Here is a 13,506-nt window from a genome sequence, read left to right as displayed (position 1 = left end):
GGCTACGGGCTGAACGCGGGATCCGTCTTGGTGTTCCGCCGCGTCAGGTCAGGTGCGATCCGGGTGCCGCGGTGGGCGGTCGGCACGCGGCTGATCGGTCGTTCCACCGCGCCACCACAGGGCCAGGCGCACACCGACGGCGACGAGCGCGATCGCACCCACGAGCAGGGCCAGCATGACCAGCGCGTCCCAGGCACCGATCGCCAGGAAGTCACCGCCTGCAGCGACGATCCGGTCCCCGTCTCCCATTCTGTTCGTCACCGGCACTCCGCCCTGCGCGGCGATCGTCAGCTCTCTGGCCCTGCACGGCCGCCAGCGGCTCTGAGCTCCCCTCAGGCTAGCCACTCCGCGCGCCCCGCACCGTACCGCCCGACATCCTGCGCCAGGGTGCGGCCGTCCAGGGTGAGCGGCGGCGGGACGGCCTCGAGCACCCCGGCCTCGGAGGCCACACGACGTCGCGGGACCTCGAGCGCCGCGAGCTCCCCCGTCCGCGCCGGCAGATCCAGCAGCGTCCGCGCCGCCCCGAGCAGATTCGCCCGCACCGTGACCGCACGGCCGCGGGCGAGCGCTTCGAGGATGTGCGCGGCCAGGAGGTGGCCGGTGGCGTGATCGAGGGCCTGCACCGGGAGCGCACCGGGGCGCTCCTCGGTGCCGCAGCGCACCGCGATCCCCGTGGCGGCCTGCACGATCGAGTCGAAGCCCGCACGCCGCCCCCACGGGCCGTGCTCGCCCCAGGCGGAGAGCGAGACGATCACTGCCTGCGAAGCGAGCTGCTCGAGGTCCGTGATCCCGCACCCGAGTCGTTCGAGAGCCCCGGGACGGTAGCCGTCCAGGATCACGTCCGCCTGCCCGGCCAGGGCGCGCACCCGGTCCGCGTCTTCACGTCGCCGCAGGTCCAGCACCACTGAGCGCTTGCCCATCCCGGTGGAGAGATGCTGGTCGAGGATCTCAGGCCGGTGGGGCGGATCGATGCGCAGCACGTCGGCGCCCAGGCAGGCGAGCAGCTGCGTGCAGGTGGGGCCCGCGATCACCCGGGTCAGATCCAGCACGCGCACACCGACCAGCGGCAGCGGACCGCTTTCTGCGTCCCCGCCTGCGCGGCCGACAGCGCTCAGCGCCGATCGCCCACCATGGTCCTCGACCCGCGACCAGGGCTCCTCCGCCGCGGCCACCGCGTGCGGGTGCGCGAGCCACTGTTCCTCGGTGCGCACGGCGACGGCGATCCCGCCGGCGGTGAAGACCCGTGCCTCGACCTCCGCCGCGTCGCGCCGTCCGATCTCGCGCTCGAGCCCCTCCCGGTCATCCACGCCCAGCACCTCGCGGAGCACTGCGGTGTGGTGGGGGTAGTTCCCGTGCAGACGCACCCAGCCGTCACGCGCCGCGACGAACCCGGAGAACTCACCCCACGGCTGCGGGGCGCGTCCATCGACGCGCAGATTCTCGATCGCGGCGAACGATGCAGCGATCAGAGCGTCCGTGGTCTCCACGCTCACCTCCAGCTCACGGGCGGCGGCGAGCTCAGCGGCGGCGTCACGCACGCGATGCACCGCGATGCGGGCGAGCTGCTCGACATCGAGCGGCCCACCCCACCAGCGACTCCTCAAGAGGGACATGCGTCGAGACTAGCGCCGGAACCGGCTCCGTCGAACCCAGAACCGTGGCCACGGCAGTGCCGGCGGTCGGGAGATGTCGCCACAGCGACCTGTATGCCGATATCGCCGTACTCCTCGCGCAGACGCCAGTACTCGACCTTCCGCCGCCCGGCCGTGGCGCAGCCGGGTCGAGCCGGCGCAGGCGGCGCAGGCGGCGCGGGAACTTCTGCCCCGCACACGACGATGCCCCCGACCCGGAGGTCGAGGGCATCGCGCGTACTGCGTGAGCGGTGCGGAGCAGTGCCCCGCGGCCGATCAGCGCTTGGAGTACTGAGGCGCCTTGCGGGCCTTCTTCAGACCGGCCTTCTTGCGCTCGATGATGCGATCATCGCGGCGCAGGAAGCCTGCCTTCTTGAGGGTCGCGCGGTTGGTCTCCTCGTCGATCTGGTTCAGCGCGCGGGCCACACCGAGGCGCACGGCCCCGGCCTGACCGGACGGGCCGCCGCCGTGGACACGGACGATCACGTCGAAGCGGCCCTGGAGGTCGAGAGCCGTGAACGGATCGTTGATCTCCTGCTGGTGCAGCTTGTTCGGGAAGAAGTCCTCGAGGCTGCGCTCGTTCAGGGTCCACTGGCCGGAGCCGGGGATCAGGCGCACGCGAGCGATCGCGCGCTTGCGACGACCGGTGCCGTAGCCCGGTGCGATCGCGGACTGGCCGGCGCCGACGGCGGCTTCGCCGGTCGACTCGGTGGTGAAGTTCGAGGGTGCCGACTCTTCGGTCACGTCCTCGAGGACCTCGGTGGTTTCGGGGGTGGTCTCAGTCACGGTTCTCCTTGGTTCTTCCGTGCGGCAGGGCGGAGTGGCGGGGCACCCGCTTACTGCGCCACCTGATCGATGGTGAACGGAACGGGCTGCTGAGCGGCGTGCGGGTGCTCGGAGCCCGAGTAGATCTTCAGCTTCTTGATCTGCTGATCAGCGAGCTTGTTCTTGGGGAGCATGCCGCGAATGGCCTTCTCCACGGCGCGCTCGGGGTTCTTCTCGAGCAGCTCGGAGTAGGGGGTGCCGCGGAGGCCGCCGGGGTAGCCGGAGTGGCGGTAGGCGAGCTTCGCCTCCCGCTTGTTTCCGGTCAGCGCGACCTTGTCAGCGTTGATGATGATCACGAAGTCGCCTGCATCCACATGGGGTGCGAAGACCGGCTTGTGCTTTCCCCGCAGGAGCTGGGCAGCCTGGGAAGCGAGCCGGCCGAGGACGACATCGTCTGCGTCAATGACGTACCAGGAACGCTCGACATCGCCGGGCTTCGGGGTGAACGTACGCACTCGTGCCTTCTTCTCTCGTCGTGGTGCCCGGGCGGCGGGACGCCGACCAGGCACGGTTCGATGGACCGTGGGCACGCTTCCTTCGGGTAAAAGCATGGCCCCTATGGTTGGACCCGGACCGTTCCGCTCACGACGCGACGACGGTCCTGGATGTGGGTGAGATCCCCCATCGTGCCGGACCGTGAGGAACGGCAGCGGAGTCGGGCACACATCGAGGCACAACGACCGCTCATCCTACGGGGCCCCTGAGTGGAGCGTCAACGCGAAGCGGCTGTTCGCAGTGTGATCTGCGCCCGGTCCCCCCCCCCTGCAGCCTCCGGCCGGGCTCAGTCGGACTCCGCGGACTCCGGCTGGTCCATCGACAGCGGCTGGCGCAGGGTGCGGGTGCGCGCGGCCCAGGCGGCGAGCTCCTCGTCCGGCGGGTAGGCGACATGGTCCAGGGTGAGGCCCTGCGGCGGGCACAGCGGTGCGGAGCCGGCGCCGTCCCGGGTCGGGGAGACCCGGGTGCGGGCGGCGAGCACCTGCGCGGGCCAGTCCTCGTCCCGGCGGCCCTCCCCCACCCCGATCAGTGCCCCCACCAGGGAGCGGACCATGTGGTGGCAGAACGCATCGGCGACGACGGTCGCGACGATCAGGCCCTCGTCGGCCCGGCCCTCCCCGGGACGCTCCCAGCGCAGCTCCCGCAGCTCACGGATCGTGGTCGCACCCACCCGCGGCTTGCAGAAGGAGAGGAAGTCGTGCTCGCCCACCAGCGCGGCGGACGCCCTCGACATCGCGGCGACGTTCAAGGGCCGACGGTGGCGCAGCACGTCCCGGCGCAGCGGATCGTGGGCGGCGGGGCCGTCGGAGATCCGATACCGGTAGCGGCGCCACTGCGCACCGAAGCGGGCGTCGAAGTCCTCCGTGACCTCGCGGGCCACGTGGACCACCACGTCCCCCGGCAGCACCCCGGCGAGCCGGGTCACGAGCGCCTCGGCGGGGGTGCGGTCCGAGCGTCCGGGAAGGGTGGCGAGCACGGCATCGGGCAGGTCCAGGTGGCAGACCTGTCCGCGGGCATGCACCCCGGTATCGGTGCGGCCGGCGACCGTGACTCGGGCGGGGACCCGGGCGATCCTGCCCAGCGCCTTCTCCAGCTCGCCCTGGACGGTGCGCTGTCCGGGCTGGGCGGCCCAGCCATGGAAGTCGGTGCCGTCGTAGGAGAGGTCCAGTCGCACGCGGGTGGTGACGCGGTCGCGGGCAGCGGGAGCCGGTGCGGGCGCGGACACGTGCGGGAGGTCGACGGGCATGGGAGCGATCGTAACGGCGCGGGAGCGGAACGTCCCCTCGAGCGCCGACGCGAGCCCGCAGGCCGCTCCTCCGGCTCCGCCGTCTCCGCAGTACGGGCAGGTCTTCGGCGCCGGAGGTCTGCTGGGTACGCTGAGCCGCGTGAAGATCCTCGTCATCGGCTCCGGAGGTCGCGAACACGCGATCATCCGGCGTCTCGCCGCAGACCATCCCGCCCCTGAGCTGCACGCCGCGCCCGGCAACCCCGGCATCGCGCAGCTCGCGACCTGCCACGACACCGCCACCAGCGATCTCGATGCCCAGGTGCGCCTGGCCCGCGAGCTGCAGCCCGATCTGGTGGTGATCGGCCCCGAAGCACCGCTGGTGGCGGGGGCCGCCGACCGTCTGCGGGAGGCCGGTCTGACGGTGTTCGGCCCGTCGGCCGCGGCCGCGGTGCTCGAGGGCTCCAAGTCCTGGGCGAAGGAGATCATGGCCGCAGCCGGGGTCCCCACCGCCGCCTCGGTCACCGTCACCGGGCTCGAGCAGCTCGAGGCCGGACTGGACCGGGTCAACCCCCTGGGCGATGTGCCCTTCGTGGTCAAGGCCGACGGGCTCGCCGCCGGCAAGGGCGTGGTGGTCACCGAGGACCGTGCGGCCGCGATCGTCCATGCCGAGGCGGTGCTGACCGCTGGCGGCCAGGTGGTGCTCGAGGAGTACCTCGACGGTCCCGAGGTCTCCCTGTTCTGTGTCAGCGACGGCACCCGCGTGGTCCCGCTGGCCCCCGCGCAGGACTTCAAGCGCGCGCTGGACGAGGACGAGGGACCCAACACCGGCGGGATGGGCGCCTACTCCCCCCTCCCCTGGGCACCGGCGGGCCTGACCGAGGAGGTGCTGGAGACGGTGGCCCGCCCGACGATCGCGGAGCTCGCCGCCCGCGGCATCCCCTTCACCGGCGTCCTGTACTGCGGCCTCGCGCTCACCTCGCGCGGGATGCGGGTGGTGGAGTTCAACGCCCGCTTCGGCGACCCCGAGACCCAGGTGGTGCTCGAGCGGCTCACCTCGCCGTTCGCCCCGCTGCTGCTGGCCGCCGCCCGCGGCGAGCTCACCGAGGACGTGGAGCTGAGCTGGAGCGAGGACGCCGCGGTCGCCGTGGTCGTCGCCTCGGCCGGTTACCCGGCCGCCACCCGCTCCGGGGACCCGATCACCGGGATCGAGGCCTGCGAGGCCCGCGGCGCGCACGTCATCCACGCCGGCACCGCCGCCGCGGACGACGCCCTGGTCAGCGCTGGCGGCCGGGTGCTGTCGGTGGTCGCCACCGGCGCCGACCTCGAACAGGCCCGGGCGCGAGCGCTCGCGGCGACCGAGGAGATCGTCCTCGAGGGCAGCCACCACCGCACCGATATCGCCCGCCGCGCCGCGGCTGCTGCGCTTACCGCCCCCGGGGCGTCGGAGGAGACCGCATGAGCACCACCACGACGCCCCTGATCGAGGCCCCACAGCTGGAGGGCTGGGACCACATCGTCTCCGGCAAGGTCCGTGAGCTGTACGTCCCCACCGGCGTGGAGCCCTCGGCCGCCGAGGAGGTGCTGGTGGTCGCCACCGACCGCATCAGCGCCTATGACCATTCCCTCCAGCCCGGCATCCCCGACAAGGGCCGGCTGCTCACCGGGATCAGCCTGTTCTGGTTCGAGCAGCTGGCGGAGATCGTCCCCCATCATGTGCTCTCCGGGACCGACGTCCCCGGCGCCGTGGCCGGTCGCGCGGTGCGCTGCCGCGGCCTGGACATGGTGGAGCTGGAGTGCATCGCCCGCGGCCACCTGACCGGCTCGGGCCTGGCCGACTACCGTGCCGGCGGCTCGGTGGGCGGTCACGTGCTGCCGAGCGGGCTGGCCGAGGCCTCCCGCCTGGAGCCTGCGATCTTCACGCCCTCGACGAAGGCCGCGCCCGGGGAGCACGACGAGAACATCACCGTCGCCCAGGCCCGGGAGCTGCTGGGCGAGGGTCTCACCGAGCAGCTGGAGTCCCTCACCCTGGCGGTGTTCGAGCGGGCCCGGCGGATCGCCGATGAGCGGGGCATCATCCTCGCCGATACCAAGCTCGAGTTCGGCCACTCCCGGATCGACGGCACCCTGATGCTCGGCGACGAGCTGCTCACCCCGGACTCCAGCCGGTTCTGGTCCGCGGAGACCTTCACCCCGGGTCGCACCCCGCCCAGCCTGGACAAGCAGTTCGTGCGGGACTGGCTGACCTCCCCGGCCTCCGGCTGGTCCAAGGGCTCCACCGACGCACCGCCCGCGCTGCCGGCCGAGGTGGTCGCCCAGACCCGGCAGCGCTACGTCGAGGCGTACGAGCGTCTCACCGGCCAGGACTTCTGAGCCGGGCCACCGGGCGGGCGGCGATGCCGTTCCGCCCGGTGGCCCCCTCATACCAGGAGCAGTACGGCGATGACCACCGCCGCGATCCCGCCCGCCAGCAGCGCATCCCCCCGACCCAGCGGGACCGGCCGCCAGAGGGTCCGCTCCCCCTCGCCGAGGCCTCGTGACTCGAGCGCGAAGGCGATCCGCTCGGCGCTGCGCACCGCATCGACCAGCAGGCCGAAAGCGCAGCGCAGCAGGTGACGGGGCCGCAGCCGGGCCACGGTCCCCTCGGCGGTCAGCGGCAGCCGTACCCGATGAGCGCGGGTGAGCGTCTCCCACCGGCGCGGCAGCTCCTCCAGCAGCCGGTGCCCGGCCAGCAGCGCGTAGGCGAACCGGGCGGGCAGGCGCGCATGCTGCTGCAGGCTCACCATCGTGGTCCGCGGCTCGGTGGCCCACAGGACGGTGAGGGCGCCGAGCCCGATCACCAGCGCCCGCAGCGCCAGCGCCGCGCCCAGCACGATCCCCTCCTCGGTGATCCGGATCGGCAGCTCGGGCCAGGGTTCGTGCCCGGGACGGCTGACCACGTTGACCAGGAAGATCCCGCTCGCGAACACCACGAAGGGCAGCTGGGCACGCAGCAGGGCGAGCGGTCCGCGGCGGCAGCCGACCATCACGCCGACGCCGAGCAGGGCGTACAGCACCAGCAGCGGGGCCGGCTCGGTCAGCGCGATGCACACGATGCTCAGCCCGGTCAGCAGGGCCAGCAGCACGGTGGGATTGCGCCGGGCGAGCCATCCCCGGGGGCGGGTCCTCGCGGCAGGGTCCGCGGCCGGCGGGGGCTCCGCCGCGGCCGGCGGCTCGTCCGCAGCCGGCCCTCCCGCGACGAGCCCGGCGCGCTGCAGCAGCGCCTCGTCCTGCAGCAGGGCCGCGGGCGGCATCGGCCCGTGCAGCCGGCCATCGGCGATCACGGCCACCGCATCGGCCGCTTCCACGGTGCGCAGGTCATGGGTGGCGATGACCACCCCCTGCCCGGCATCGGCCGCCTCCCGCAGCTGCTGGAGGACGGTGCCCGCGGCGGCCCGATCCAGGCCGTAGCCGGGCTCGTCCGCCAGCAGCACCGGCCGCTCGGCGAGCAGCATCGCACCGAGGGAGAGACGACGCTGCTGACCGCCGGAGAGCGCGAAGGGGCTCGCCTCCCGCTGCTCGTCGAGCCCGAGCCGGGTGAGCATCGCCGCGACCTGTGCGGTCTCCGCCCCGGAGGCCGCGAGCTCCCCACCCACGGTGTCGGCCACGAACTGGGCTTCGGGCCGCTGGAACACGAGGCCCGCCGCGGCCCCCTCCACCTCACCGCGACGCGGCGGGTCCAGCCGGGACAGCGCCCCCAGCAGGGTCGACTTGCCGGCACCGTTGCGGCCGACGACGGCGAGCAGCTGCCCGGAGCGCACGGTGAGGTCGACCCCGGTCAGGACAGGACGGCTCCGAGGGCCGAGATCCGCGCCCCGCACGGTCAGCAGCGGCTCCGTCGCGGGTCCCGGGGCCGGGCCCGGGGCGGGGCTCGTCCCCCGCTCCGGACCCGGCTCCGCCGCGCCCTCCAGCTGCTGCTCGAGCTCGCGCGGCAGCCAGCATCCGGCCTCACGCAGGGTGGCGCCGTGACGGGCGAGGACGTCCCCGGTCGGCCCGTCGGCGAGCACCCGTCCGGAGGCGTCCAACGCGATGGTGCGCGGCGGCAGCCCCGCCACCCCGCGCTCCCCCGCCCAGTCGTCGAGCCGGTGCTCGACCAGCAGCACCGCGACCTCGCCGCCGGCGGCGGCCGTGACGGCCTCGCGCACCGCGGCCACCCCGTCGGCGTCGAGCATCGCGGTCGGTTCGTCCAGCAGCAGCAGGCGGGGCCGGCCCACCACGGCCGCGGCGAGCCCTGCCCGTTGCAGCTGCCCGCCGGACAGCGTCGCGGCGCTGCGCTCGCTCAGCTCGTCGATCCCGGCCTCGGCCAGAGCATGGTGCACGCGCTGTCCGATCTGCGCAGGCGGGAGGCAGCGGCTCTCGAGCGGGAGCGCGACGTCGTCGGCCACCTGCGGCAGGCAGACCCCGTCGGCCGGATCCTGCCCGAGGAATCCGACGGCCGCGGAGGTGGCGAGGACGCCGCCGGCGATCGGATCGATGTCGCCCACCCGCAGCGTCCCGGTGACCCGGCCCCGCTGGTGGGCGGGGATCGCACCGGCGAGCGCACGCAGCAGCGTGGACTTGCCGCAGCCGCTGGGTCCCAGCAGCAGCACCTGCTCCCCGGCCCGCAGGGTCCCGGTCCAAGGGCCGACGCCGGCGCCCGAGGGCAGCACCACCTCGAGGTCCCTCGCCTCGACGACGAGCTCGGCGGGCGCGGCGGACGCGGCGGACGCGGCGGCCTCGACCGGGCGCGACGCGTCCCGGACCGTTCCCCGCTCAGCGGACACGGCGCTGCGGGATCCCGTCGGCCTGCGCCGACGCACCGATCGCGAAGTTCGCCAGCACCCCGGTGCGCTCCAGCGCACGGACGATCACGCGGGCCAGCAGCCCGCCGAGGACGATCCCGGAGAGCACCTGCATGCCCAGCCGCAGCGTGAGCAGGTCCTGCCCGTACCAGCCCAGCCGGTACGCGGACCAGAAGAACACCAGGCCCGCGCCGAGCGCGCCCGAGGCGGCGAACACGCCCCAGCCGAAGCGGCGGTAGCGGGTCAGGGCGAAGGGCAGCTCGCTGCCGAGCCCCTGCAGCGCGGCCGAGAGCACCAGCAGCGGCCCGACGGGGCTGCCCAGGAACACCACTTCGATGGTCCCGGCGAGCATCTCGGCGAGGATGCCCACGCCGGGTCGGCGGACGATGGCGATCGCGATCGGCGCCACCAGCAGCCAGGAGCCGAAGATCAGGTGCTGGGCGACGTCGCCGGCGGGGCCCATCGCGATCGCCAGCCAGCTCCAGGCCTGCACGAACACCCAGTACAGGAATCCGAACAGCACGCCGAGCACGACGACCAGCACGATCTCGCGCAGACCGAGTCGGGAGCGGGCGGCCGTGGGATCGGGGTCCGGGCTCGCAGCGGGCGGCGGGCCGCCGGGATCGACGGCAGGAGCAGCGGTGGGTGCGGAGGCATCACGAGAAGCTGGGATCACGGTCCGTGCCTTTCCAGACGGGCACGGGCGCGCAGCGACATTCGCTCGGCGGAGCTCCCTGCGCCGGCATGATCCGGATCAGGTTCTACGGTCGGAGTTCGAGAACTCCCTCTCAGCCCGGCCTACCGGACTCCCGTGCACGGGGCCACCCTAACCGGAGCGTCCCCTCCCGTGCACGGCGTCCAGGCGGCGGACCCTCCCGTGCCCGGCTCGGCTCACGGCCGGTCCTCGATGAGGGGCACGAAGAGGTAGGCCCCGTGGACGGTCTCCTCCAGTGCGTCCCCGCGGCGGGCGATCCGTCGCAGCTGCTGCGCGACGGGGATGACCAGGATCCCGCCCTCGCCCAGCTGCGCGGGCAGCGCCGGCGGCAGCTGCTCGGCTCCGGCGGAGACGAGGATGCGATCGAAGGGAGCGTCCTCGGGGGCGCCGAGCACGCCGCGCCGGGCGGTGCGGATCCGCGCCCGGCCCTCGGGCACGGTCTCGGCGAGCGCGGCGCGGGCCGGGCCCAGCAGGCTCTCCTGGCGTTCGAGCCCGAGCACGGTCCCGGTGGGGCCGACGAGATGGGCGAGCAGGGCGGTGGTCCAGCCGGAGCCGGCTCCCAGGTCGAGCACCCGGTGCCCCTCGCGCACATCGAGCAGGCGGAGCATGTTCTCCACGGTGGTGGGCTGCGAATTGGTCTGCCCCTCGCCGATCGGCAGCGGGGCGTCCTCCCCCGCCCGATGACGGAGCGAGGCCGGGAGGAAACGGGCCCGCGGCACCGCCCGCATCGCCCGGGCGACCCGGTCGGCGGGCCTCGCCCTGCCCCACAGCTCCTGCATCTCGCTCCCCTCCTGATGTCCTCTGCCCGGCGTGCTCAGTCGGCGCCGACCTCGATGACCCCGTCGGCCGGCCAGTCGCGCACCTCGGTGCCCTCCGGGGCGAGGGACGTGGACTGGCGCAGGAAGATCGGGCGGCCGACGTCGGAGGCGATCGCCTCGTGCACCGGCAGTGCGAGCACCGGGCCGACGGCCCGCAGGAAGTCGATGGTCTCGCCGATCTTCGACCAGGGAGCGACCACCGCGAAGGCGAGCACCTCGATGCCGCGGAACTGCGGGACCGGTTCGAGCGAATCACCGGTGATGCCGAGACGGGGACCGTCCCCGGCGGAGAGCACCAGGCCCGAGTTCCCCACCCGGGGGATGTCCGGATGGATGATCGCGTGCCGGCCGCCGACGGCCTCGAGGCGCACCGCCTGCTCCCCCGGGGCCGCGGGCAGCTCGTGCACGTCACCGGCGGCGAGGGCCAGCAGGCGCCGCGCGGGGACCGCGGCGGCATCGCTTGCGGGCTCGGCGAGCAGCGCAGCCGTCTCCGGCTCGGCGATCACCTCGGCGCCCTCGGCCCGGTCCAGCACCTCCTCGAGCAGCGCCCGGTCGAGGTGGTCGGGATGCTGGTGCGTGATCAGCACCGCGTCCAGGCCCGACAGCAGCTCAGCGTCCAGGCCGCGCACGGCATCCGCGCTGAAGCCTCCGGGATCCACCAGCAGGCGCCGCCCGGCGATCTCCACGAGCAGGCAGGAGTGGACGAGGTGGCGGATCTTCATCGGGTCCTCCCGGGGGCGAGGTCAGGTGTGCCTCGAACATATCGCCGCGGACGGCTCCGTGCCAGGGCCGAGCGGTCCGGAGGCGCGATCCGCAGCCGGCGGACGGCGGGTCACGGCCCGGTGCCGCCGTCCCCGGGCCCCGCGCCCTCCACCGATCGGTGGAGGGCGGGAGGGCCGCTCGACGGTGTCGGTCCCGGCGCACCATCACCAGACTCGGGGGATGACCAGCACCCGCACCGCACTGCCGCCGCCCCTCTGCCACCGACCTGCCGATCCAGGCTCCGGCGGCACTACTGTGGGGGGCGTGGAGCCCTCATGAGACCGGCTGAGACGCGCACCTTCATCGCCGGCGGCAATCTCGACGTTCCCGACGTCTCCCCGCGGAGCTGGGCCACGAACTGGCCCCTGCACCTGGTGGTCGCCGGGACCACGCTGCTGGGGCTGGTGGCCGGGCCCGGCCCGGTCCCGACGCTGCTGGTGCTGCTCTGGCTCGTGGTCTACGCCGCCGCTCACTGGGCGGTGGTGCTGCGCGGCCTGCTCGGCGCGGGCGCGGTGAGCGGCATCCTGCTCGGCGCGATCGCCCTGGCCCTGCTGGCGTTCTCGCACCAGGGGATACACCTGTTCGCGGCCTTCATGCTGATGTGGGTGCTGCTGTCCAGCTATCGCACGGGACTGGTGGCGACCCTGCTGCTGGCGACCGGGATGACCCTGGTGCTGCTGCCCGACGGGCTGGACCGCGGCCCGGCCGGCGTGGCGGTGGTGCTCGCCGTCGGCCTCGGCAGCGCCCTGTTCTCCATCCTCATGGCCTCCTGGATCTGGCAGACCGAGCTGCTCTCCCACGAGCGCCGGGAGCTGGCCGAGCAGCTGGCCGCCACCGTGGCCCGCCTCGAGGACACCCGCACCGAGCTGCTCGCTCTCGAGCACCGGCGCGGGGCGGACGAGGAGGCGAGCCGCTTCGCCGCCGAGATCCACGACACCCTCGCCCAGTCCTTCACCTCGATCACGATGCTCTCCCAGGCCGCCCGACAGACCGACGCCGCAGGCCGCGCCGACGCCGTCCCCTCGGCGCTGCTGGCCCAGATCGAGGAGGTCTCGCGCGAGGGTCTGGCCCAGGCCCGTGCGCTGATCGCCCGCACCCAGCCGCCGCTGGATCTCGCGGCCGGTCTGGACCGGCTGGCCGCGGACCTCGAGGAGCGCACCGGCGTGCGCACCCGCGTGGACGCGTCGGGCTGGTCCCCGGTCGCCACCCGTGCCGAGGTGGTGCTGCTGCGGACCCTCCAGGAGGCCCTGCGCAACATCGAGCGGCATGCCGAGGCCGCGACCGTGCGCATCCACCTCACCCGGGAGGACGCCGTGGCGCTGCTCGAGGTCGCCGACGACGGCATCGGTGTCGATACCGGTCTGCCCACCGCCGGGTACGGGCTGGTGGGGATGCGGTCCCGGCTCGAGGCGGAGGGCGGCGCTCTGCACCTCCGCTCCTCCCGCGGCGGGGGGACCACGCTGCGGGCCTCGCTGCCGGTCGCCCCGGAGGACGGCCCGAGTGGCGGGACCGGCCACCAGGGCGACGGCGCCGCCGCGATGCCGTCGGTCCCCGGCCACCCGGAGGTGCCCCGTGCCCGGTGACCCCCTGCGCGTCGTCCTGGCCGATGACCATCCGCTGTTCCGCTCCGGGGTGCGGGCCGTGCTGGAGACCGCCGGTCACCAGGTGGTGGCGGAGGCCGGCACCGGTGACGAGGCGGTCGAGGCGGTCGAGCACCTGCTGCGCGAGGGGCGGCGAGCCGATGTGGTGCTGATGGATCTGCGGATGCCCGGGACCGACGGGGTCGAGGCCACCCGTCGGCTCAGCAGCGCCCGGGAACCGGTCCCGGTGCTGGTGCTGACCACCTATGACACCGATGCGCTGATCCTGCGGGCGATCGAGGCGGGCGCGACCGGCTACCTGCTCAAGGACACCCCGGCACCGCAGCTGCTCGAGGCGGTGGCCAGCGCCTCCACCGGGTGCACCACCCTCGCCCCGGTCGCCTCCGCCGCGATCGCGTCCTCGCTGCGCGCTCCGCGGCCCGAGGCGCTCACCGCCCGCGAGCTGGAGGTGCTGCGCCTGGTCGCCACGGGCCGCTCGAACGCACAGATCGGTCGGCAGCTCGCGATCGCCGAGTCGACCGTGAAATCCCATCTGCTGCGGGTGTTCGAGAAGCTCGGCGTCGCCGACCGCACCCGCGCGGTGACGCTGGCCCTCGAGCGCGGGCTGCTCTGAC

13 protein-coding genes and 1 riboswitch are annotated in these 13,506 nt (G+C 74.0%); of the genes, 4 read left to right on the top strand and 9 right to left on the bottom strand.

Annotated features, from left to right (window positions below; translation table 11 throughout):
- Positions 1 to 48: 48 nt before the first annotated feature.
- The 5 genes from CFK38_RS07160 to truA all read right to left on the bottom strand — a co-directional run bounded on the left by CFK38_RS07160 (position 49) and on the right by truA (position 4,197).
- On the bottom strand, positions 49 to 261 hold the full coding sequence (locus tag CFK38_RS07160) for a hypothetical protein (RefSeq protein WP_157773398.1): 213 nt from the start codon (positions 259 to 261) through the stop codon (positions 49 to 51).
- Positions 262 to 332: 71 nt separating this feature from the next.
- Positions 333 to 1,613: a CoA transferase gene (locus CFK38_RS07155; protein WP_096802456.1), complete on the bottom strand. Its 1,281-nt coding sequence runs from the start codon at positions 1,611 to 1,613 to the stop codon at positions 333 to 335.
- 294 nt (positions 1,614 to 1,907) lie between these two features.
- The gene (gene rpsI, locus CFK38_RS07150; RefSeq protein ID WP_096802455.1) at positions 1,908 to 2,417 is read right to left on the bottom strand and encodes a 30S ribosomal protein S9; all 510 of its coding nucleotides are present in this window, start codon (positions 2,415 to 2,417) and stop codon (positions 1,908 to 1,910) included.
- 50 nt (positions 2,418 to 2,467) lie between these two features.
- Complete coding sequence (gene rplM, locus CFK38_RS07145; RefSeq protein WP_096802454.1) at positions 2,468 to 2,911, bottom strand: 50S ribosomal protein L13; 444 nt, start codon at positions 2,909 to 2,911, stop codon at positions 2,468 to 2,470.
- A gap of 326 nt (positions 2,912 to 3,237) precedes the next feature.
- Positions 3,238 to 4,197, bottom strand: a complete 960-nt coding sequence (gene truA, locus CFK38_RS07140) for a tRNA pseudouridine(38-40) synthase TruA (RefSeq protein ID WP_096802453.1) — start codon at positions 4,195 to 4,197, stop codon at positions 3,238 to 3,240.
- 139 nt (positions 4,198 to 4,336) lie between these two features.
- Here truA and purD point away from each other — a divergent pair, with 139 nt between their 5' ends.
- Positions 4,337 to 5,638 (top strand): phosphoribosylamine--glycine ligase, encoded by a 1,302-nt coding sequence (gene purD / locus CFK38_RS07135; protein ID WP_096804257.1) that lies wholly within the window; start codon positions 4,337 to 4,339, stop codon positions 5,636 to 5,638.
- Positions 5,635 to 6,549 (top strand): phosphoribosylaminoimidazolesuccinocarboxamide synthase, encoded by a 915-nt coding sequence (locus tag CFK38_RS07130; protein WP_096802452.1) that lies wholly within the window; start codon positions 5,635 to 5,637, stop codon positions 6,547 to 6,549. The genes purD and CFK38_RS07130 overlap by 4 nt, the downstream gene beginning before the upstream one ends.
- Before the next feature lie 47 nt (positions 6,550 to 6,596).
- Here the strand turns inward: CFK38_RS07130 and CFK38_RS07125 are convergent, their stop codons facing one another.
- The 4 genes from CFK38_RS07125 to CFK38_RS07110 all read right to left on the bottom strand — a co-directional run bounded on the left by CFK38_RS07125 (position 6,597) and on the right by CFK38_RS07110 (position 11,251).
- Complete coding sequence (locus tag CFK38_RS07125) at positions 6,597 to 8,978, bottom strand: ATP-binding cassette domain-containing protein (RefSeq protein ID WP_096802451.1); 2,382 nt, start codon at positions 8,976 to 8,978, stop codon at positions 6,597 to 6,599.
- Positions 8,968 to 9,672: an ECF transporter S component gene (locus CFK38_RS07120; protein ID WP_245851255.1), complete on the bottom strand. Its 705-nt coding sequence runs from the start codon at positions 9,670 to 9,672 to the stop codon at positions 8,968 to 8,970. Before CFK38_RS07120 ends, CFK38_RS07125 begins: the two co-directional genes overlap by 11 nt.
- A 38-nt stretch (positions 9,673 to 9,710) precedes the next feature.
- A riboswitch (TPP riboswitch) is annotated at positions 9,711 to 9,819 on the bottom strand.
- A 68-nt stretch (positions 9,820 to 9,887) separates the two neighbouring features.
- On the bottom strand, positions 9,888 to 10,490 hold the full coding sequence (locus CFK38_RS07115; RefSeq protein ID WP_096802450.1) for a protein-L-isoaspartate O-methyltransferase family protein: 603 nt from the start codon (positions 10,488 to 10,490) through the stop codon (positions 9,888 to 9,890).
- Positions 10,491 to 10,525: 35 nt separating this feature from the next.
- Positions 10,526 to 11,251, bottom strand: a complete 726-nt coding sequence (locus CFK38_RS07110; RefSeq protein ID WP_096802449.1) for an MBL fold metallo-hydrolase — start codon at positions 11,249 to 11,251, stop codon at positions 10,526 to 10,528.
- A gap of 315 nt (positions 11,252 to 11,566) precedes the next feature.
- Here CFK38_RS07110 and CFK38_RS17565 point away from each other — a divergent pair, with 315 nt between their 5' ends.
- Positions 11,567 to 12,874: a sensor histidine kinase gene (locus CFK38_RS17565; protein WP_096802448.1), complete on the top strand. Its 1,308-nt coding sequence runs from the start codon at positions 11,567 to 11,569 to the stop codon at positions 12,872 to 12,874.
- Positions 12,864 to 13,505 (top strand): response regulator, encoded by a 642-nt coding sequence (locus tag CFK38_RS07100; protein WP_157773397.1) that lies wholly within the window; start codon positions 12,864 to 12,866, stop codon positions 13,503 to 13,505. Before CFK38_RS17565 ends, CFK38_RS07100 begins: the two co-directional genes overlap by 11 nt.
- Position 13,506: the final 1 nt, after the last annotated feature.

Origin of the sequence: Brachybacterium vulturis (assembly GCF_002407185.1) — a bacterium.
Lineage (GTDB): Bacteria > Actinomycetota > Actinomycetes > Actinomycetales > Dermabacteraceae > Brachybacterium > Brachybacterium vulturis.
Note: the sequence above shows the minus strand (reverse complement) of the source record. Positions and strands in the feature narration are given on the sequence as shown.